The sequence below is a fragment of the Streptomyces sp. NPDC002671 genome (assembly GCF_053592475.1).
This window is the reverse complement of the sequence record NZ_JBSFVU010000067.1, coordinates 1-18,925: the sequence shown is the minus strand read 5'-3', so window position 1 is coordinate 18,925 and position 18,925 is coordinate 1. Positions and strand designations below refer to the sequence as shown.

The 18,925-nt window shown below is 68.2% G+C and carries 18 protein-coding genes and 7 pseudogenes; 14 read left to right on the top strand and 11 right to left on the bottom strand.

Annotated features, from left to right (window positions below; all coding sequences use genetic code 11):
- Positions 1-309: 309 nt before the first annotated feature.
- Entirely contained in the window at positions 310-618 is a 309-nt protein-coding gene (locus ACWD35_RS41865; RefSeq protein ID WP_451356598.1) for a group II intron maturase-specific domain-containing protein, read from the bottom strand.
- 813 nt (positions 619-1,431) lie between these two features.
- Here ACWD35_RS41865 and ACWD35_RS41860 point away from each other — a divergent pair.
- Both ACWD35_RS41860 and ACWD35_RS41855 read left to right on the top strand, forming a co-directional pair.
- Positions 1,432-1,941, top strand: coding sequence for a hypothetical protein (locus ACWD35_RS41860; RefSeq protein WP_451356597.1), 510 nt, complete (start codon positions 1,432-1,434; stop codon positions 1,939-1,941).
- A 42-nt stretch (positions 1,942-1,983) separates the two neighbouring features.
- On the top strand, positions 1,984-2,613 hold the full coding sequence (locus ACWD35_RS41855; RefSeq protein WP_451356596.1) for a hypothetical protein: 630 nt from the start codon (positions 1,984-1,986) through the stop codon (positions 2,611-2,613).
- A 108-nt stretch (positions 2,614-2,721) separates the two neighbouring features.
- Here the strand turns inward: ACWD35_RS41855 and ACWD35_RS41850 are convergent, their stop codons facing one another.
- Positions 2,722-3,804: a protein kinase family protein gene (locus ACWD35_RS41850; protein ID WP_451356595.1), complete on the bottom strand. Its 1,083-nt coding sequence runs from the start codon at positions 3,802-3,804 to the stop codon at positions 2,722-2,724.
- A gap of 220 nt (positions 3,805-4,024) precedes the next feature.
- Positions 4,025-4,276: pseudogene (locus ACWD35_RS41845) on the bottom strand (Ku protein); the annotation flags it as partial.
- 179 nt (positions 4,277-4,455) lie between these two features.
- On the opposite strand from ACWD35_RS41845, the gene ACWD35_RS41840 reads away from it, so the two are divergent.
- Together ACWD35_RS41840 and ACWD35_RS41835 are read left to right on the top strand one after the other, a co-directional pair.
- On the top strand, positions 4,456-5,019 hold the full coding sequence (locus ACWD35_RS41840) for an SMI1/KNR4 family protein (protein ID WP_451356594.1): 564 nt from the start codon (positions 4,456-4,458) through the stop codon (positions 5,017-5,019).
- Positions 5,016-5,246 (top strand): hypothetical protein, encoded by a 231-nt coding sequence (locus tag ACWD35_RS41835; protein ID WP_451356593.1) that lies wholly within the window; start codon positions 5,016-5,018, stop codon positions 5,244-5,246. The genes ACWD35_RS41840 and ACWD35_RS41835 overlap by 4 nt, the downstream gene beginning before the upstream one ends.
- A 558-nt stretch (positions 5,247-5,804) precedes the next feature.
- On the opposite strand, the gene ACWD35_RS41830 is transcribed toward ACWD35_RS41835, so the two are convergent.
- Positions 5,805-6,395 carry an IS110 family transposase gene (locus tag ACWD35_RS41830; RefSeq protein WP_451356592.1) on the bottom strand — a complete coding sequence of 197 codons (591 nt, stop codon included), beginning with the start codon at positions 6,393-6,395 and terminating at the stop codon, positions 5,805-5,807.
- Between the two features lie 321 nt (positions 6,396-6,716).
- On the opposite strand from ACWD35_RS41830, the gene ACWD35_RS41825 reads away from it, so the two are divergent.
- Positions 6,717-7,310, top strand: a complete 594-nt coding sequence (locus ACWD35_RS41825; protein WP_451356591.1) for a hypothetical protein — start codon at positions 6,717-6,719, stop codon at positions 7,308-7,310.
- A 154-nt stretch (positions 7,311-7,464) separates the two neighbouring features.
- Here ACWD35_RS41825 and ACWD35_RS41820 read toward each other — a convergent pair whose 3' ends face one another.
- On the bottom strand, positions 7,465-8,061 hold the full coding sequence (locus ACWD35_RS41820; protein ID WP_451356590.1) for a DUF6207 family protein: 597 nt from the start codon (positions 8,059-8,061) through the stop codon (positions 7,465-7,467).
- A 32-nt stretch (positions 8,062-8,093) separates the two neighbouring features.
- On the opposite strand from ACWD35_RS41820, the gene ACWD35_RS41815 reads away from it, so the two are divergent.
- A complete protein-coding gene (locus tag ACWD35_RS41815) occupies positions 8,094-8,774 on the top strand; it encodes a hypothetical protein (protein ID WP_451356589.1) in 681 nt (226 codons plus the stop codon).
- 111 nt (positions 8,775-8,885) lie between these two features.
- Here ACWD35_RS41815 and ACWD35_RS41810 read toward each other — a convergent pair whose 3' ends face one another.
- Positions 8,886-9,464 carry a PadR family transcriptional regulator gene (locus tag ACWD35_RS41810; protein ID WP_451356588.1) on the bottom strand — a complete coding sequence of 193 codons (579 nt, stop codon included), beginning with the start codon at positions 9,462-9,464 and terminating at the stop codon, positions 8,886-8,888.
- 99 nt (positions 9,465-9,563) lie between these two features.
- Between ACWD35_RS41810 and ACWD35_RS41805 the strand changes: the two genes are divergently transcribed.
- The 3 genes and pseudogenes from ACWD35_RS41805 (at position 9,564) to ACWD35_RS41795 (ending at position 12,796) form a co-directional block, all read left to right on the top strand.
- Positions 9,564-10,484: an alpha/beta hydrolase gene (locus tag ACWD35_RS41805; RefSeq protein ID WP_451356587.1), complete on the top strand. Its 921-nt coding sequence runs from the start codon at positions 9,564-9,566 to the stop codon at positions 10,482-10,484.
- A gap of 1,574 nt (positions 10,485-12,058) precedes the next feature.
- Positions 12,059-12,163: pseudogene (locus tag ACWD35_RS41800) on the top strand (IS5/IS1182 family transposase); the annotation flags it as partial.
- 63 nt (positions 12,164-12,226) lie between these two features.
- Positions 12,227-12,796, top strand: coding sequence for a hypothetical protein (locus ACWD35_RS41795; protein ID WP_451356586.1), 570 nt, complete (start codon positions 12,227-12,229; stop codon positions 12,794-12,796).
- Positions 12,797-12,862: 66 nt separating this feature from the next.
- On the opposite strand, the gene ACWD35_RS41790 is transcribed toward ACWD35_RS41795, so the two are convergent.
- The 3 genes and pseudogenes from ACWD35_RS41790 to ACWD35_RS41780 form a co-directional block, all read right to left on the bottom strand.
- Positions 12,863-13,126: a hypothetical protein gene (locus ACWD35_RS41790; RefSeq protein WP_451356585.1), complete on the bottom strand. Its 264-nt coding sequence runs from the start codon at positions 13,124-13,126 to the stop codon at positions 12,863-12,865.
- A gap of 600 nt (positions 13,127-13,726) precedes the next feature.
- Positions 13,727-13,960, bottom strand: a complete 234-nt coding sequence (locus tag ACWD35_RS41785; RefSeq protein WP_451356600.1) for a hypothetical protein — start codon at positions 13,958-13,960, stop codon at positions 13,727-13,729.
- Positions 13,961-14,112: 152 nt separating this feature from the next.
- A pseudogene (locus ACWD35_RS41780) lies at positions 14,113-14,730 on the bottom strand (pyridoxal-phosphate dependent enzyme); the annotation flags it as partial.
- Positions 14,731-15,181: 451 nt separating this feature from the next.
- Between ACWD35_RS41780 and ACWD35_RS41775 the strand changes: the two are divergent.
- Positions 15,182-15,640, top strand: a complete 459-nt coding sequence (locus tag ACWD35_RS41775; RefSeq protein ID WP_451356584.1) for a hypothetical protein — start codon at positions 15,182-15,184, stop codon at positions 15,638-15,640.
- A 644-nt stretch (positions 15,641-16,284) separates the two neighbouring features.
- Here ACWD35_RS41775 and ACWD35_RS41770 read toward each other — a convergent pair.
- Positions 16,285-16,461 (bottom strand): annotated as a pseudogene (locus ACWD35_RS41770) (lamin tail domain-containing protein); the annotation flags it as partial.
- Between ACWD35_RS41770 and ACWD35_RS41765 the strand changes: the two are divergent.
- From ACWD35_RS41765 to ACWD35_RS41750, 4 genes and pseudogenes are all read left to right on the top strand, one after another.
- Positions 16,429-16,551, top strand: coding sequence for a hypothetical protein (locus ACWD35_RS41765; RefSeq protein ID WP_451356599.1), 123 nt, complete (start codon positions 16,429-16,431; stop codon positions 16,549-16,551). The pseudogene ACWD35_RS41770 and the gene ACWD35_RS41765 sit on opposite strands and share 33 nt — an antisense overlap.
- A 54-nt stretch (positions 16,552-16,605) precedes the next feature.
- Positions 16,606-17,523 carry an NADP-dependent oxidoreductase gene (locus ACWD35_RS41760; RefSeq protein WP_451356583.1) on the top strand — a complete coding sequence of 306 codons (918 nt, stop codon included), beginning with the start codon at positions 16,606-16,608 and terminating at the stop codon, positions 17,521-17,523.
- A gap of 6 nt (positions 17,524-17,529) precedes the next feature.
- Positions 17,530-17,748 (top strand): annotated as a pseudogene (locus ACWD35_RS41755) (hypothetical protein); the annotation flags it as partial.
- A gap of 32 nt (positions 17,749-17,780) precedes the next feature.
- Positions 17,781-17,969 (top strand): annotated as a pseudogene (locus ACWD35_RS41750) (IS5 family transposase); the annotation flags it as partial.
- Between the two features lie 44 nt (positions 17,970-18,013).
- Here the strand turns inward: ACWD35_RS41750 and ACWD35_RS41745 are convergent.
- Positions 18,014-18,925, bottom strand: a pseudogene (locus tag ACWD35_RS41745) (IS5 family transposase); the annotation flags it as partial.

Sequence of the window (18,925 nt, the reverse complement as noted above, 5' to 3'; positions counted from 1 at the left end):
GACCGTACTGTTGAGTCGGCACGGAGCGCGGTGCCGGTGTTGCCACCGGTCCGTTTCTCCGTGCCGCTCGCCGAACCCGGCGTGCGGCTCTCACCGCACCGGGCTCTCCACGGTCTATGCCGTTCAAGCGTGGTTGATATCCAGGGGTTGGGGATCGTGTTGCCCCGGTATCGGTAGTGGGTGACCGCGATCGAGTGGGGAACAGTTCGATCCCGTCCGCCGAGCGCTTGCGCCACCGGCCGTTGCGGTCGGTGAAGCGTCGGCGGAAGTCCTTCCACCTCCAGCGATGCAGCACCATCCACCAGCTGGTCACCCGTCCCATACGAACTGGTCCAGGGCTTTCAGCGTGGTCTTGCATACCGCGTGCTTGAAGTAGTTGACCCAGCCGCGCAGAATCGAGTTGATCCTCTTCAGCACGGTCCCCGGGTCCTGCTGCGACGTTCTGTTCGTCAGGGCACGGATCTTGCCCTTCAGCTGCCGGATGGGCCTCTTGGCGATGAAGGTGTAGACGTACCACTTGTTCGAGCCTTGCTTGCGGCGCCACTGGATGTGGAACCCAAGAAAGTCGAACCCGTCCGACATGTGCACGATCTGAGTCCTGGCCGCTGACAGCCTCACCCCGAGAGGGTGCAGTACGTCGGCGCCGCGCAACGGCGAAGCTTGGTCTGCATCCCCGATACCCGCTGGTGAGACCCCAACGGGGCCTCGGGAGCACCGCTGTTCAGCGGTGCGTCTTTCGGCATTGCAGCCTCCTTCCCTTCTCGAAACCGCTGCCGCCCTTCCCCGTGTGCCGGGTCTCCCCGGCTCGGAGTACTACGGCGGCTCCGCCCCGCCCCGGCCCGATCGGCCGATGATGGACCCAGCCCTCCGCCCGAGCTGGATGCGCGGCAGGACGGCTGAATCCGCAGGAGTGAGGAGCAGGCCCATATCTGCCGTCGATGCCACGAGGCCCGCAAGCCGGCCGAACGGTGCGCTCGCTGCGGACAAGAGCGGCAGGTGCACTCACGTACCCACGACGGAGGGCCTGTCTGCAGGACGTGCACCAAGCGTGATCCGGGGAAATTCGAGGACTGCATCCGCTGCCGGAGGCGTCGTGTCGTCGGCCGGCGGACCCCGGACGGCGCAGTGTGTTCGTCCTGCTATCGGCTGCCCGTCGCCGTCTGCTCTCTGTGCGGACGCCCGCGCCCCTGCTTCGGCGCTGGCACCGCGACCCCGCGCTGCACGAACTGCTCCAGGGCAAAACATCCCTGCCGCACCTGCGGGAAGGTTGTCCGGGCCCGGGTCCGCACGGCGGATGGCTACGTCTGCCAGAACTGCTTTGGCAAGGACCCGATCACCCATCGCCCCTGCTCTGGCTGCGGACAGACCGGGGCCATCTGGCATCACGAGCTGTGTCCACGCTGCGCCTGCCGGCATCGTGTCCGAGAACTCGTGACGGGACCCGACGGCGTGGTCCGCCTCGGCCTGGAAGCGGTGGTCGACGCTCTTGCCGCCGCCAGCGATCCCGGAGCCGTGCTGAGGTGGCTGCGACCCCATACGAAAGCCGCCGCGGTGTTGGCCCGACTCGGCGCAGACGGCTGCCCGGTTGAGCACGTCACACTCGATCAGTACGGCGCGAATCGAGCGGTGCGCTACCTGCGCGGCGTGCTTGTCACGGCTGGCGCCCTGCCTCAGCGCGACGAACGCATGGTCGCCCTTGAGCAATCCCTCGAAGAGATCATCGAGAGCCTCGCGGACACCGACGACCAGAAACTGGTCCGGGCGTACGCCCGATGGGACCGCGTTGCACGGCTGCGGCGCCGCCTTCGCGGGCATCAGGCCACTCAGTCACAGACCGACGGCGTCCGGATGCAGGTGAAAGAGGCCGCGCGGCTCCTGCAGTGGCTCCGGGAACAAGGCGCCAGCCTGAGCCAGTCCAGCCAGCATGACATCGACCTGTAGCTTTCGGACGGCAAGTCCGTCCACCAGCACGCACGACCATTCGTGAAGTGGGCAATCGGTCAACGGCACGCCTGCGGTCTCGACATCCCGCCGCCAGTTCGCACGGAGCCGTCAGCACCTCTGGACAACGACAAGCGCATCGACATTGCGAAGAAACTGCTCAGCGACACGACGCTCGCCCTCGACCTTCGCGTGGCCGGCCTGTTGACCGTGCTCTTTGCCCAGCCCCCACCGTCACGAAGATCCGAATGGACCAAGTCACCTGCAACGAGAAAGGGTTTCATCTGCTCCTGGGGCGCGAGCCGCTCCACCTTCCCGGATGGCTCGGCGAACTGGTCGAGCAGCTCGCCGCGTCCCGTCGTCCACACTCCAACGTCGGGACGGGGCTCCAGCCCCTGGCTGTTCCCCGGCCGCCATCCTGAGCAGCACCTCAGCGCCTCGACGGCCAGGAACCGCCTGCAGAAGGTGGGAATCCCTGGACGAGCCACGCAGCACGCAGCCCTGCATGACCTCAGCCAAGCCCTGCACGAGGCTGCGATCAGCCGACTTCTCGGCATCAGCATCGTCTCCGCCGACCGCTGGAAGACCGGCGGTCAATGGGGAAGCTACGCGGCCGTAGTGGCCCAACGCTCACAGAGTCGCCAGGCGGAACCGGAGCGAAGATCTGGATGATTGCGCCGGGTGACCCGGGCTACTGCCGGATGGGCGTAGAGCCCGGGAAGGTGCACCGAGAGGCCCGTCGATAGGCAGCGACCGTGGCAGCCGAGGCGAGGGTGTGGATCAGCTCGGGGTTGTGGCGCCAGCGCCCAACTGCCGCTCGATCTCCGCGGCCGGGAACGGCGTCTGCTTGCTCTCGGTGAACAGACGGCGGAAGAAGGCGTCCACGACGACGGTAGGGCGTGCGTGCCGGTCGATGATGGCCGTGATCTCGGGCGGGATGTCGCCAGGTCGCCGGCCCGCGATCCAGTCGTGCAGGAAGACTTCGCGTTCCGTGTCACCGCGCACGTCGTCGAGCAAGTGGTATTGGAGCAGGTGGCTCGCGGTGTAGCAGCGGTCGTACGCCCGGTGGTCCGCGAGGAAGTTGGACTCGTCCGCCGAAAGGTCGAAGCGGGAGCTCAGGGCAAGTCCGAAGTCAGCGAAGTAGAGCTGGCGGCCATCGGTCAGGATGTTGTCGAAGTGAGCATCGAAGTGGACAAGTCCGCGAGAACTCATGAAGGCGGCTCCGCTCATCAGAGCTTCCTCCACCCAGCGGAAGGGCGAGCCGTCCCTGCCTTCCGTCACGGCGGTTTTGCGGTGGTCGGCCAGCCATCCGGTGAGTGTGTGCGGCACGTGCTCCAGGAAGACCGCCAGGCTGTACGAGGACTGGCCGATGGCCTCCAGCCGGTTACGAACGGCAGGTGATCCCTCCCAGTGCGCGACGGCCCCCTCCAGACCCCCGAACTCGTCGGTGAATCCTTCGGGAGGGGAGTCAGCCAGAACCCGCCAGTGGTACATCAGGGGGAATCCCGCATACTCGTCGCCGAGAACCCAGTTCGTGGTCATGGCGTGCACGGCAAGCTCCCGCCAGGCACCGAACCCGGCCGAGCCCACCCCGTACTGGTAGAACATCGGCAGTTCGAAGACGTTCGCCGTCGACCGCACGTTCTTCGGGCGCAATTCAGTGTCCGTCAGAGGGATCCGCTTGATGAAGACGCGCGTTCCGTTGATGTCCAGCTCTGCCGACCTGCCCCCGATGCCCGACCCGAGCGGGGTAGCGGCTGCCACGACCTCCCCGAGCCGGTGGTCGCTCAGCAAGGAAAGCTGAGTGCTCACGGTCCCGTAACCAGCCAGGCGCGCGGCGCGCAGCAAATCCTGGTCCAGCATCGACGGCTCCTCGGTGCCCGAACCAGGGCTTCGGCAATCCCACGTACGGCACCGACCTTACGCTGAAAAGGTCAGCCACTCTCAGTTCGGCTTCTTCGCCGCGATAGCCGAGACGGAGCGGGAGAACACCCGGGAGTCGACGCTGGAGTTGGACGGATACGAGGGTGCAGCCCAGCCGTTCAATCCCATTGCACAACATCTGATGGCCGCCCCTGCCAGTAGCCGCGACCTGCCCGGCGGGCTGCAGGTAGTAGCCCTCGCCGATACGGATGGGGTCGATCGACGCCAGCGGTACGAACGCGTCGATCTCGATCGCTTTCGCGGTAGGCAGGGGAAGGTTGTTGAGTTCCTCGTCCGTGATGGGGATGACCTGCGTCTTCGTCAGCTCATAACCCTTGCCGATCTCGTCCTGGGAGACCTACCGGTCCTCCAGCTCGCACAACTTCCGGTAGCGGATCCGGTCCTGATTCTCTGGGGGTTTCGGGCCGTGGTGTGACGTCGTACGGCTCCTTCTCGTTGAGGCCGTACGACGGGTTCTCGGGGTGCCTTCACCCCGGCGAGCGGATATTTGAGCCGGGTTCGCTGCGGATCTTCGCCTGGCCTGCCGACCCTCACACGGGCACCGGCCGGTGTGCCGGTAGCGTCCGTTCCATGATCGCCCTCGATGCGCTCGTTCGCCTCTGTCCGCCGCCCGCCAATCCGCCACCCGCGGTGGACTGGGCGCAAGCCGAGCGCGCCCTCGGTACGGCTCTGCCCGCCGACTACAAGCAGCTCGTCGAGACATACGGCGACGGCATCTTCGACGAGACGCTCTGGCTGCTCGTCCCCGACTCCGCCTACGACGACTGCGACCTGCACGCGCAGACGGCGGAACGGGACGAGATCCTGGCCGACCTGTGGGAGTTCGAGGACAAGCCCGCCGGCCTGCAGGAGGCGGGGGCGAGGGTCCTGCCGTGGGCATTCGAGGAGGGCACGGGGGCGTTCCTGTACTGGCTGGCGCGGCCCGGTCAGCACCCCGACGAGTGGACCGTGCTCTACAACGAGGGGCGCGGCCCCCTGTGGGAGCACCACGACATGGGGTGCCTCGCCTTCCTGCTGGCGGTGCTCACCGCAACAGCGGAAACGGAGTACTTCGGCTACCTCTACGAAGTGCTGAAGCCGACGGAGCACCACTTCGCGACGGCCGCCCAAACCCTTGGAACGACCGGGCAGTGACGCCGTACCAGCTCGACCCCAGCGCCCGGGCCCGCCTCAACTCGGCCTTCATCGCCACCTTCTTCCTCGGCGGCGCCCTCGGTTCCCAGCTTGACTCGATCGCCTACCGCGCCGGCGGCTGGGGCGCGGTCAGCATCTTCGGCGCGGCCCTGCCGCTGCTGGCGCTGCTGTACTGGCTCACCGAACACCGCGCCGCCGGGCGGAAGACCGTCCCTGCGTCCAGCTGAGCCACACAACCGTGGGGAAGCGGATCACTCCGCACCCGGTGCGGTCCGCACGGACGGACCGCACCGGGTCGTCCGGCCCTCTGCTCGCCGGCAGAGCCGTGCGTCCACTGAAGCAGCACAACGTGGAAGTGGTGGGACTGACATGACTCCGGCGGTGGTGTTCGCCGTAGTGGCCGCCAGCAGCAACGCGGTGGGAACCGTGCTGCAACGGCGAGCGACTCTGGAAGTGCCCGACTCCGCGGCCCGGCTCGGTCTCGTCCGGCATCTCCTGCGCAGCCCGGTCTGGTTCGGTGGCATCCTGTGCGTCGTCTCCGCGGCGCTCATTCAGGCCCTCGCGCTGAGCGCGGGGACTCTCGTGGCATATGCGCCACGTCGCCCGAGCCGGGCAGGGGGACGACGTGAGGCCCCAGCTCCAGAAGCAGTCTCAGCAGCAGTTGCCCAGGGGCACTGCGTCCCATTCGGTGCGGCACGTACCCCAAGACGTCCCGCCGGGGTGACCTGCTCGTTCAAGGACCAGCAGCGCGACAAGAGCGCGTACCGAGTCGGCGTAGGCCGCAGTCACAGCGGCGGGCTGGCCCAAGTGCTTGGCGCGCAGTATGGCCTGGATCCGGGTGGCCTTATCGGCAATGTTGCGCCGGCGGGCGCGCTTGAGGCCGCGCTGATCTGCGTGGTTGTCAGCTTTGCCGCGGCCTCCGGATCAGGCTCCTTGGCCAGCAGCTCCAGGACGTCAGGGGCGTCCTGGCCCTCGAACGCCTCCAGGGCGGCGGGGAAGTAGTCGAGCAGGGCGTGCCGGAGCCGCTGCGTGGTGCGGGTCCGTTCCCAGATAAGCGTCTTGTGAATGCGCGTCACCACCTTGACCGCTTCGGCACCGGCGGTGTCCCCGGAGACCGGACGGAGCTGGTGGGAGTCGGTGCGCACATTGTCAGCGAGCATGTGCGCGTCGGCCGCGTCGCTCTTGGCCCCCGACAGCCAGACGCTCCCGATATCGGAGGCCTGCAGCGGGTTGACCGCGTACACCGTGTAGCCGGCGGCGATCAGCGCCTGCACCCACGGGCCCCGATCGGTCTCGATCCCGATCACCACCTCGGCCTTGCTGTCCTCACCGAGCTCGGCACCGATCATCGCGTGCAACCGCTCGATTCCTGCCACGCCCTCCGGCAGCCGAGGGCGCCGGGCGGCTGACGGCATGACACCACCACCCGCTCTATGCGGGTAGATCCGTTGTGTGAACGAGAAACGACCTGCGCGATATTTACCTCTGCCCGGTCAAGGCTTTCCGAACTTCCGTGCTTCGTCGCAGAGTTGGGTGCCCCATGTCATGAGTCTGCCTGACGGCGCGGCGGCCGGGCCACGGAGCGTGGTGGGCACGGCGGGACCGACATGTGTGACACCGAAGGGTGACTGGAGTGTTGTGGCCCGATGAGTAGAAGTACTCATGACACTCACCGAGCCGCGGGGAAGGATCGGGGGATGACGACGCCAAGGAAGACGAGAACCCGGCTCGGGATGCTGCCGTTGGCGGTGACGGTCCTGCTGGCGGCGGGGTGCGGAACGCAGCGGGCAGGGGATAACGCCGGCGCGTACCGGCGTTCGCATCCAACGCCGACCGGCATATCGGCGCCGAGTACACCCGCGGACTTCCCCTGCCCCGGTGAGAGCCCCAAGCCGACGGCGCCCACGGCCGCCACCACCCCCAGCTCAACCGTGCCGCCGACCGACCACTACGCCGAAAACCACGGCTTCCGAGTCCCTATCCCGCTCCACGGCCAGAACCGCTGCGCCGGACTCACCGCCGTCACACGCGTCAAGAACGCACTCGAACCGCTGCGCCGACGCGGCGACTTCTCCCCGGACAGCGTCCGCACCGCGCTCACCGGCCTCGGCTACTCGGCCCAGAAGGTGCAGGCGTACCAGGACGGGACCGCCGGGGTCGGCTTCCTCATCGACATCGGCGTCTCTCCCTGGTGTGTGGAAGGCACGATGAGCAGTGACTCCACCAAAGCAGACGCCTTCGGCGGCTACCCCGACGGCACCGACTGCGAGCCCCCCAGCGGCGGCCACTGACCACAGCCCCCGCCAGAGGCAAACCACCAACGGTCGCTGTCACGACAAGGGCAGGACAGTCCGACGTCGTGATGGACGTCGCCGTGGACATCGCCCGTGACAGCGCCCGACGGTGGCGGCACCCCGCCCGGCCGCACCGCACCCGTATTGGACGTCAGCGTCCATGATGAGCCGTAGTTCGGCGAAGAGGACCGTGATACCTCGCCATGAGCCTTGCCGGGCCATGGCCGCCTCTGCGGCCCGGCGAAACCATGTCAGTGAGTTTCTGCCGCACATCCAGACAGCAGCGCAGCCGCACACCGGGCTCGCCCGGAGTCCTGGCCATGCGTTCCGCGGTCGCGGTCGCGGTCGCCCAGTGCTCAGCGAGCGCCGCCTGGAAGGCAAGAGCGGTAGCGTCGTCGACGGCCGCCCATCTGGTTGGGGTCGCCGGCTTCGAAGAGTGGGTCGGGGGTGAGGAAGCGCGGTGCCGAGCTGCTCGGCGTAGCCGAACCGGTCCTCGTAGACGGTCTCGTGGACGACGGAGGTTCCGGAGGCCCGGGTGAGCAGGTTCCGGAACGAGACAACGGCGGCACAGTCTCCGCGCTGAATGCGCACTCGTCGTGCGCTGGCGGCCAACTTCATGGACTTGCGGAGCACCACGATATGAGTACGGCGCTGGGGAGAGACCGGGTCTCGGCCCATTGGACTTTGCTCGGCGGCGGGAGGAGCGGGGGCGGCGCGCGGGCCGAACCCGGTTGTCCGCAGTGCGCATGAAGCGCGCTGCGGTCCTGCGAGGAACGGGAGATGATCTTGAATGCAAGACGCACCATCGCACGCAGCCTGACGGCCGCTGCCTCGGCAGCCCTCCTGACCCTCGGGTTCACTGGCGATGCCGCCGCCGCGTGGCAGTACGTGTGGGTCTACGACTCCGGGGCCGGCACCTGCGTGGCGGACTACTCGGAGATCACGCCCGCGAACGGCGGCACGGTCACGAGCAAGACCAGTATCTGGAACAACGCCTGCGGCACGCAGTCCTACGCCGGCGCCAACACGCTCGCGACCAACTCCATGCCGCTGTGGTACCACTTCAACACGTCGACCTGGATCGAGTGCTACCAAACGGGCTGGTACACCAACTCGACCGCCCGCTACGAGATGCGGCTGTACGCCGTCAACATCGCGGCGACCTGCGGCGCCAACAAGTGGTACGCCAACAACACCGGCTCGTTGGGACTCGTCAACGGCGTCTGGCAGGGCGGCTGGTACCCGTCCGGGAACGAATGGATCACGGCGAACACCTTCGCCCCGAGCAAGCCTCCGGCGGAGCCGAAGATCAGCGCCGCGGAGGCCATCCGTACCGGTCAGGTCCGTATCGGCAGCCCGACCGGGCCGAAGGCCACCAAGAACCAGCTTCAGCCCGCCTTCGGGCTCCACGCGGCCGGACCCAGCGCCGCTCAGGTCGGAGTCACGATGACCGTGAAGTAGTAATCAGCGGTCACGCAATTGGTTCTGGCCGCGACTCCGTGAATGCCCGGGTCATGATCGAAGCAGGATCCGGGTACAGAGGAGGCGGAACGAGGCCCGGCCGTACATGGCTCACCGCCCGCCAGGTGGAGTTGGTGATGACGGTGGTTCACCCGTCCCGTCCGGATCGGCGGCCAGCGCCTCCCAGAACGCGACGTAGCTCTGCTCGTGCGCGATGCCGAGCGTGATCAGCCGCGCCCGGGCCAGAGTGTCCGGGGCAGCGGGGTCGAGGCGGGCGCGGAGGTCCCGGTAGGTGTCCCGCCACCGCCGGTGCTGTGCCGCCTGGGCCGCCGCCAGCGACGCGACCTGGTCCGGTGCGCCCAGGTCGGCGAAGGTCAGCTTGAGCAGGGCAGGGTTCCGGGTCTCCGGCTCGGGCGTCGCGGGGTCCGCGAGCCACTCCTGCACGGCTCGGTGGCCGGCGTCGGTGAGGTGGAACACCCGGCGCCGGCGCCCGTGCTCCTCGGCCTCCTCGCGCAGCAGGCCCAGCTCGGCCAGCCGGGGCGGGTCGCGATAGAGCTGGGCGTGCGGGATCGGCCAGTAGTACGCCACGGAACCCTCGACCCTGGCCTTCAGGTCGTAGGGCGTCATCGGCCCGTGCCGGGCGATCAGGCCGAGCACGACGAGCTGTGACGGAGTCAGCTCCTTCGCCACCGTGCCTCTCCTCTCCTCCTTCACTCGATTGACACCGTATCACTGAGACCATTACCGTCCTCTCGCTGCGACCGTATCAATGAGACTGTGGAGGGTGCGATGCACCTGCATCCCGAGATAGCCGGCGTCCTGGACGGGGTCCCCGCCATCGACCCGCTGGCGGACCCGGTCGCCACCCGGGCTTACCTGCGCTCGCTGCTTGCCGCGAAGCCCCCGGCGGACGACCCGCGCATCGCCGTCAGTCACACCGTCATCCCGGGCCCGGACGGCGGGCTCACCGTGCGGATCTACCGTCCGGCCGACGTGCCGCCCGACCCACGCCCCGGCGTCCTCTACTTCCACGGCGGCGCCTTCATCTCCGGCGACCTCGACACGGGCGACGGCAACTGCCGCGACATCTGCCTCGCCGCCGGGGTGGTCGTGGTCTCCGTCGAGTACCGGCTGGCCCCCGAACACCCGTACCCCGCCGCCTTCGACGACTGCTACGCGGCCCTCTGCTGGACGGCAGAGAACGCCGACCGTCTCGGCGTGGACCCCGCGCGCCTCGCCGTCGCCGGCCGCTCCGCGGGTGGCGCGCTCGCGGCGGCCGTCGCTCTCGCCGCCCGCGACCGCGGCGGCCCGGCCCTCGCGTTCCAACTCCTGCTCGTGCCCGCCCTCGACGACCGCTGCGCCCTGCCCTCGGTCGACGAGTGCGTCGACAACCGGATCGTCGACGGCCGGGTCGTCCGTGGCATGTGGAAGCCCTATCTGGCCTCCGCCGACGCCGACCCTTACGCCGCCCCCGCCCGCGCCGAGGACCTCACCGGTCTCCCGCCCGCATACCTGGAGGTCTGCCAGGCCGACGCCCTGCGCGACGAGGCCCTCGCCTACGCCCAGCGCCTGATCGCCGCCGGCGTCCACACCGAACTCCACCTCGTCCCAGGCGCCTTCCACCTCTTCGAGGGCTATGCCCCCACAAGCCGCCTGGCCCGCCGCGCCACCACCGCCTGGACTTCCGCCATCGCCGCGGCCCTGGCCTGACCGCCCGGCGTCGATCCCCGGCCCGGCCAGCTGAATCGTCCGCGTTGCTTGTGGTTGTCCGCCGGCACGCCGGGGGGAATAGGGCCCGGACCAGGCACACGCACTCAGCGGCCGAGGTCGAGGCCCTCGGCGCCGGACGAGTCGTGCGGGGCTGGCCGCTCGATGTTCGCGGGAGACGAGTTGCTGCGTGCCGCGTCACGGGACACGCTGCGTCTGACGGGGGCGAACCACTACGCCGTTGTCGTCAGCACTGCCTCGGCAGGATCCGGAATACTGCTGCTGGCTTGCCGTACCCGACTGATGTGGGCCAGTCCCTTGGGTACCGACGATGTCGTCACCGACACGGCGCGTGCCCCCTCCGGCACAGCAGAAGTGAACACTGCGCCTTACCGCCATCCTCGACCAGGGCCGAGCAGCAGGAGATCTCCTACGAACAGTTAGGCAGGGGCTTTGCCCTGGCAGACGGGCGCGTGGTAGGCGAGATGGACCTCGTGAAGGCACACGGGGTGCTCCTGAGTGGCCGCATACAACCTGACCGGCATCGCGACCAACCCGACCTGGACAACCCCGGAGCACGTTGCCTTCATACTTCCAGAGTCATCCGCCGGCAGAGGGCGCGCATCCCGGTCGCCGGCCGGCCCTCACAAGGCCAACCACTCCTGCGCATGGCCGCACTCCCCTTCAGACGCTCCCGTCATCCGCGCTTCCACGAGCGCCGGGAGCCGTGCGCTTCACCCGGTGCAGCACAAGAGTCAGAGCGCCGGCGGCAGCTGTGACGCCGAGTCCGATCACCGTTTGAATGCCGTTCCCGGTGCTCCATGCCTGTCTCACGTACAGAGCGGCCAGGCCAGCCAGGATCCCGGCGGAGCCGGAGCCCCAATCGGCGGCAGCCAAGATGCCACGAAGTATCCGACGGAAGGCAACAGCGGTCGCCACTGTGACAGCTCCTGCGAAGGCTACCTGGGCGGTCACCAGGCCGAAGGCTCCGGAACCGGAGCGCGCGTAGTGCGGAAGCGTGGCCGCCAGCAGCAAAGTCACCATCGCCCAGAGCAGGGTGGTCGCGCCAAGGCACCAAGTGCCCCACCGCAGTGCCGTCGAAGCCTGCCGAGGCGCAGCCGCCGCCCCACCGCAGGCCGCGGAGTGATCCCGCACACCTTCTAGCGCAGCGATCCGCCGTATGACGCGCGGCATCCTGACCGCCGCCAGCACGCCGACGACCAGGCCTGTCAGGAGCCAGGGCCATCCGCCCTCGTTGCCCTACACCAGAGCATGACCACCACCGGCAGCCAGGCCGATCGCACCAAACCCAGCAAGCCCCAACTTGGCGCCGTTCATGCGTCCCCCCGCACCAAGAGCCGTAACGACGAGTGTGCTCCGATCCGTCTTCGGTGGCAATCAGCCATGGATCCGTGGCGGTGTGAGGTGGTGATTCCATGGCGTGGGCCAACTGAGCGGCCAGCCTGCCGGGGAGGACGACGTGCGCGTTCGCGTTCCCGCACACGAAGAGGTGCGCCGCCCCGGGTCGGGGTGGCCCACGGTTGGGGGCGCCCGTGTCGCGGTCCGGCGCCAGCTACCGACTCAAGCAGTCCCGAGCGGTGGCCACGCGGTACGACAGGCGCGGTTACGTCTTCCTCGGCACCGTCACCGCAGCGTCCCTTGCAGTATGGCTCCGGTCCTGACAAATGCGAGGCAGGTCAGAACCCGCTCGGGCCGGTCTGTGAGGGCCGTCTTATGGTTCCGGGATGAGTAACTCTGCTGCGGCTGCTGTCCTCACAACCGCCGACCTGTCTGAAGCGATACGTGCGGTGCGTACCTTGCTGGGCATGGCAGACATCGGTCAGGCAGAGGTCGACTTCGAAGCCGTGATCAGGTCGCCGGAGGTCCTGGCGCAAGTACGTCACGTACTGCCCGACCTCGAATGGTGGGCGTCGGCAGGCAAGGATCACGGTTCGTCGGAGGTCGGCGACAACCCTGCAGACTGCCTGCCGATCCGAGTGTTCGACTGGGGGCGTCCGCTGGACCGAGCCGAGCCCTTCATCGCCGCTCTGGGGCCAGATTCCGCGGCTGTTCGGTGGGATCTGGACGCGTGGCCTGCGGTTCCCGAAGCGGGACTGGAGGAGATCTCGCAGAAGTACGCGTACCTCACGCTGACAGTGAATTCCCGGGACCTCTACCAGGACGAGCCGTCGCAGGACCACACCGTCCACGTGCACGTCCGGAACCGGAACGGCGACCAGATCGCCCGCGTCCATTGGCTCGCCGATCAAGTGGGTGGCCGATTTACAGGCAGGGTGGAGTTGGCGCCTCTGTAACCCCTCAGCAAACAGGCAAGAGAGCCGTCTCCATCTGCCTCTGTCACGTGATCGGCCGGACAGGTCCTAGCCGATTCCGGTGACCTGCAGGGCCGTGGTCCAGTTGTTCCTGATAGCGCTGCGGGCGGCGGACAGGGTGACGGTGCCGGCGCAGACGGCGTTCTTCAGCTTCGTCTCCACTCCGTCCTTGGAGTGCGCGGCCTGGGAACCGGAGTAGCGCTCGGGCCACAGGTGGTCTTCCTCGTAGTCGGCCATGTTCGTGTCCGAGTAGCCGTAGTCGATGATGCCCTGGGCCTTGAGGGGGTCGGTGTAGGAGGTCGGGGGGCGCACGGTGGCGGTCCAGCCGGAGACGCAGATCGTGCTGTGGATGTTCGACTGGGTGACGTCCGGGTTGTAGGAGCCTGGTGTGCAGGAGGAATCCGGCAGCGGCAGGTAGGCGTGCGAGCAGGTCGAGGCCTGGGCGGTGCCGGCCTAGGCTGCGATCAGGCCCGCGGTCCCGAGGGCCAGGGCGCTGAGGGTGGCGGTGACGCGACGCATGTGGTTCTCCCGCAAAGTCGGCCCGGACAGTGGGGGTGCCGGACGGCTGACGGCATGACACCATCGCCACGCTCTATGCGGGTAGATCCGTTGAGTGAACAAGAAACGACCTGCGCGATATTTACCTCTGCCCGGTCAAGACTTTCCAAACTTCCTTGTTTCGTCGCAGAGTTGAGTGCCCCATGAGGCTGCCCGACTGCACGGCGGCCGAGCCACGGAGCGTGGTGTGGCTTTATCGGTGAGTACGGCAGCAGTTGTTCAGGGCTCCGGGTGGCACCCGCCGACCGGAAGAGTCGATGTTCACGAGAACGGGAGGCACCTCCCGGAGCTCGGCAACGGCGCGATGGCGGCTGCCATTCGATGAGGACGCGGCCTTCCGGACGGCCACCGCGGCTACCGCGGGCCGAAGGTGTTGAGGAACACCACGGGCTCTGGGCCGAAGCGGCCGGCCGCGTCGAGGTCGAGCAAGGCGGCGAGAGCCTTGGCGGTGTAGGTGTTCTCGAGTTCCAGCCCGTCCTCGGAGCCTGCCCGGTCGAGCGCGGCGCGCCCCTGCGGGGTGGGATGGGCGTAGCCCGGGCCGAGCCAGCGGTACTCCGTGACAATCTCGTGGGGGCCGGGGGCGGCCACCGCTCGCAGGTCGGCGCCGCGTGAGCGGAGGAGCGCCAGGGACCTCGCGGCGAGCCGGGTGAGGGTGGGGTGTTGTCGAGTCGGAGGGTGTCGTTGACGATGACGCCGAGGACACGGGTGCGCAGACCGGCGAGCCGGAAACCCAGGGCGAGACCGGCCGCGGTTCCGCCGGATCCGACCGGGGTGACGATCCAGGCTGGTTCGGGCAGGAGCCCGTCGGCGACCTGCTCGGCCAGTTCGAGCGCGCACTCGACGGACCCGAGTGCGCCGAGCGGAGAGGAACCCCCGGCGGGGAGGTAGTGCGGGAGGGTGAGCCCGTGCGTGTGGCGGGCGAACAGGCACGGTGCGGCGAGGACCAGCCGGGTCCGGGTGTGCAGGAAATGCAAGGTGGCGCCGGAGGCACGCAGGCGGTCGAGCTGGGCCCGGACGTGGTCGTCCACCGGATGGTCGATCAGACCGATGGCCACGTCGAGGCCGTACTCACGGGCGTACAGCGCGGCCGCCAGGCCCCAGTTGGTGCCGAGGCCGCCGACGGTGAGGATTGTCCGGGCCCGGCGGCGGGCCTCGGGCAGCAGCCACTCCAGCTTGCGGACCTTGTTTCCGCCCCAGCCACCCCTGCCGTAGCTGCTGTCGTCCTTCAACCACACGGGGTGTCGGAGTCCGAGCCCGGTCAGCGGACGGACCGGCGTCGGGCCGTCTCCCAGCGGCAGATGGGGCAGCGACTCGGCAAGGGTCGGCCAGCGCCGGTGGAGCAGCGGACGCGATGTCATGACAGCGACACTAGAACGGGGTCAGGCGCGCGTGGGGGCCGATGCGGCGGCTGGACCCGGCGCTGCGGGAGAAGACCTTCCGGAAGCTCCTCTACGAATCAGCGGCCCGAGCTGACGAGGTGCTGTGCCTGAACGCGGACGACCTGTACCCGCAGGACAAGCGCGGCAGGATCACCGCCAAGGGCGGGGCAACCGAGTGGATCCACTGGCAGTCCGGCACCGCCCGGCTCCTGCCCCGCCTGATCGCAGGCCGCACACGCGTCCCGCTGTTCCTCACCAGCCGCAAGGCCCCAGCGCGACGTCCGAACCATGCCCGAACAGTCCACGCTTTCACCCGTTTAGCCGCATCTGGCCCTCTTGCGGTAGCCGACTGTGCCTCGAGGTGGGAGATCTCTCTGGTAGCGCCCGACCATCCCCCGACGCCCTCCGTGAGAGAGGAAGTCCCGCCCCCATGACTTCAGTCCCGGTCAAGCCCGGCAAGTACAAGATCCACGCCCACATCATCGGCCCGACCAGCCTGGTGACCGCCACCGAGTACGCCGTCAAGTACGGTGCCCCGGTCATCACCGACCGCTTCAACCCGCTCCCGATCGAGCAGGAGTGGGTCATCGACTACCCAGAGGCCGGGCAAGAGCCCGAACCCGAGTCACCGTACGTGATCCACCTCGCCTACCACCCCGCCGCAGGCCTCGTCGTCACCGAGGACAAGCTCTGGGTCAACAGCGTGCCACGCACCGAATGGGCCAAGTTCACCTTCGAACCGGTCATCGGCGGAATCAAGATCCTTTCGGAAAAGGGCCTCAGCCTGCGCGCCGGCCACCGCGGCGCCCAGATCGAACTCACCACACCCAAGCCCGAGTTCCAGGAGACCTGGACCCTGGAGTACCTCGGTCCGATCGCCACGGAGTAACACCGGACCATGGGGTGGCCGGCGGTCGCACCGTCGGCCACCCCATCCCGCGTTCTCTGCCAAACCCGGCGGTTCAACGGTCTCGTACCGGGCCCAGCTCTTCGAGAGACGCACCCCGCAGCCCTGTGCAGGCTCCCGCCCCGCTACCAGAGGGCCGAAGTTCGTGATGATCTGCCTTACGGTCCTGGCGAGTGACGGCATGCCGATCTCCGGACGCGTCGTGATCGCGCATCGCTACGAAGGTGACGACCTGGTCGTGATCTTCGAAAGGGTCCACCGACGTGCGCTTCACCTGGACCATCGCCCTCGGCCTCCTGGACTGATCACAGGCGATGCCGGCCGTGAAGGCCGGAGCGGATCGAGCAGCTGCCCGCGACCGGCATGCGGCCCAAGCCGTGGGACCGACCAGGATGCGCCCCCGGCCGGCCCTACGGCGTTCACGGCTGCCGACGCCCCGTCCCGTCAGTTCCTGTCCTCGCCGCGAGCGTCTCGTCGCGGGCCGGGCGGGAGGCCACTCCCGGGAGAACCGGGCGCAGACGGTACCGGCCGGCTGGGCCGCAGAGCATGTGACAGCCGACCAAGGTGCTGCAGCACCCGAGACCCTGCTGGGCGGGATGAGGCCAGCCGATGACTCGGGGGTGGGGTCAGTGACGGTGGTAGCCCCAGGAGAACGCGTCGACGACGCGCCCGCGGTCATTGTGCAGGATCGCGGTGTCGCCATGGTTGTTCCACACATAGTTCCGCCGGTCCTGGTACACGTCCGAGCGGGTGTCCCAGCCGATACCGGTGTGGACGCGGACCGTGCCCCGGCCGGCGAGCCGCTGCTCACCCTCGGCTACCCCGACCCGGAGAGGGTGTACACCAACCCGATCTCGCGATTCGAAGCCGACCAGCTGTTCACCTTCATCTAAACACCCACCCGGAAACCAAAACCCACAACACATACAAGGAAGTGGACAATCTCCATGAGAGCCATTGTGGTAACCGACCAGGCCGCGGGAACGGCCGGGATGACGCTGACGGAGCGGCCTGAGCCGGCCGCAGCGGTCAACGACGTCATCGTTCAGATTCATGCATCGGGCTTCGTCCCGACTGAGATGGAGTGGCCATCGACCTGGACCGATCGCGCCGGCCGTGACAAGACACCGTCGATCCCCGGCCACGAGCTGGCCGGAGTGGTCACCGCCCTCGGCTACGGCACGACGGGGCTGTCGGTCGGGCAGCGGGTGTTCGGCCTCGCCGACTGGTACCGCGACGGCACTCTGGCGGAGTACGTGGCGATCGAAGCACGCAACCTCGCACCGCTGCCCGGCGACGTCGACTTCACGGTAGGCGCGTCCCTGCCCATCTCAGGACTGACCGCGTGGCAGGGGCTGTTCCAGCACGGCCGCCTTCAGGCCGGCCAGACCGTCCTCGCCCATGGCGCAGCCGGGGCAGTCGGGACGATGGTGACCCAGCTCGCACGTGAGGCCGGCGCTTATGTCATCGGCACCGGACGCGCCGCCGACCGTGCGAAGGCACTCGACTTCGGCGCGCATGAGTTCGTCGACCTCAAGAACGACGCGCTGAAAGACGTCGGCGGCGTCGATCTGGTCTTCGATGTCATCGGTGGCGACGTTCAGAAGCGGTCCGCCGCCCTGATCAGGGCCGGAGGAACGCTGGTGTCCATCGTCGGCCCGGTCGAGGCGCGGCCCGCTGACGGCCTGGCGGTGGACTTCGTTGTCGAGGCCGACCGTGCCGAACTGGGTGAGATCGTGCAGCGGGTGCGGGACGGACGGCTGCGGACAAACATCGGTGACGTCGCGAGCCTCGATGATGCCATTGGCGCCCTTAACCCGACCACGCGACGCAGCGGGAAGACAGTCATCCGCGTACGCCCGTAGGGAGTGATGGCCACAGTCCGACTGGCGGGTCATCCTCACAGTGCACGAGATAAAGCGGCTCAGCCGCGACGCCGCCGCACTCACCGCGCTCGCCGACCACCTGTCCGCCCACGGCCTGGTGCTGGAGATGCTCGCCGGCCCCCTCGCGCAATGTACGACCCCAGCGGGCACGGCAAGCTGCTGTCCGCATTCTTCGCGGCGGTGGCGGAGACCGAGCGGGAGAACATCCGCGAGTCGACCCTGGAAGGGCTCGACGCCGCCGCCCGCAAGGGCAAGCACGGGGCCGGCCGTCGAAGTTCGACACGGCCGACTACCGCGAACGCCACGCGGTGGAGTGCGGCATCAACCGCCTCAAGCGCCATCGCGCGGTAGCCACGAGATACGACAAACTCGCCGTCCGCTACGAAGCGACTGCGCTGGTTGCAGCCATCAACGAGTCGCTGTGACCAGCACTTTCGAAACAGGCCCTAGGGCCTGTGTGATGTTGTGATCAACCAGTTGCCTTCAGGAGGTCGTTGATCCAGATCATCGAGGCACGGAGGTGGAGGCCGGCAAGGTAGCTCTCGGGTGTCTTGTCGTGTCGAGTCGCGATGCCCCGCCAGGCCTTCAGCTTGTTGATCAGGCGCTCGACGGTGTTCCGTTCTTTGTAGAGATCGGCGTCGTGGCGTGTGGGGCGACCGCCCCGGCTGCCCTTTTTCTTCCGGTTGGCGACCTGGTCCTTCTTCTCCGGGATAACTGCCTTGATGTTACGTTTCCGTAGGTAGGAGCGGTTAGCGCGGGAGGAATAGGCCTTGTCCGCGGCGACGGCGCCGGGCCGGGTCCGGGGCCGGCCGACGGGAAGACGGATGCGCACCTTCTGCAACACGGGGACGAACTGCGGGCTGTCGGCGGCCTGTCCTGAGGTCAGGACGAGGGACAAGGGACGGCACTTGCGGTCTGCGGCGAGATGAATCTTGCTCGTCAGCCCACCGCGGGATCTGCCGAGCAGGGCCTGGCTCAAGCGGAGCTTGCGCTGGCGCCTGATGTGCCGCCGCTCTTGCTGACCGGGGTCGTCACTGCCGCGCTGTCCGTTCTGTTCTGGCGGGCCGCCCCCTTTTGCCGGGCCCGCTCCTGCTCGATGGCGGCCTCTTCAAGGGCGTCCAGGACCTCCTTGCCGATGCGCATCCCGGCTGCGTCGTGGTGGGCGCGGGCCGTGGTGGAGTCCACGCTGACCAGGGATAAGTCCGTCTGTCCCTGGCGGGCGGCCTCGGCGATCAGGCCTTCGAGCAGTGCGGTGAAGACGCCGGCGTCCCTCCACACCCTAAAGCGGCCGTAGACAGTCGGCCACGGGCCGAACTCGCCGGGCATCTCCCGCCACTGGCTGCTGGTGCGGAACCGCCAGATCACCCCCTCGAACTGATCC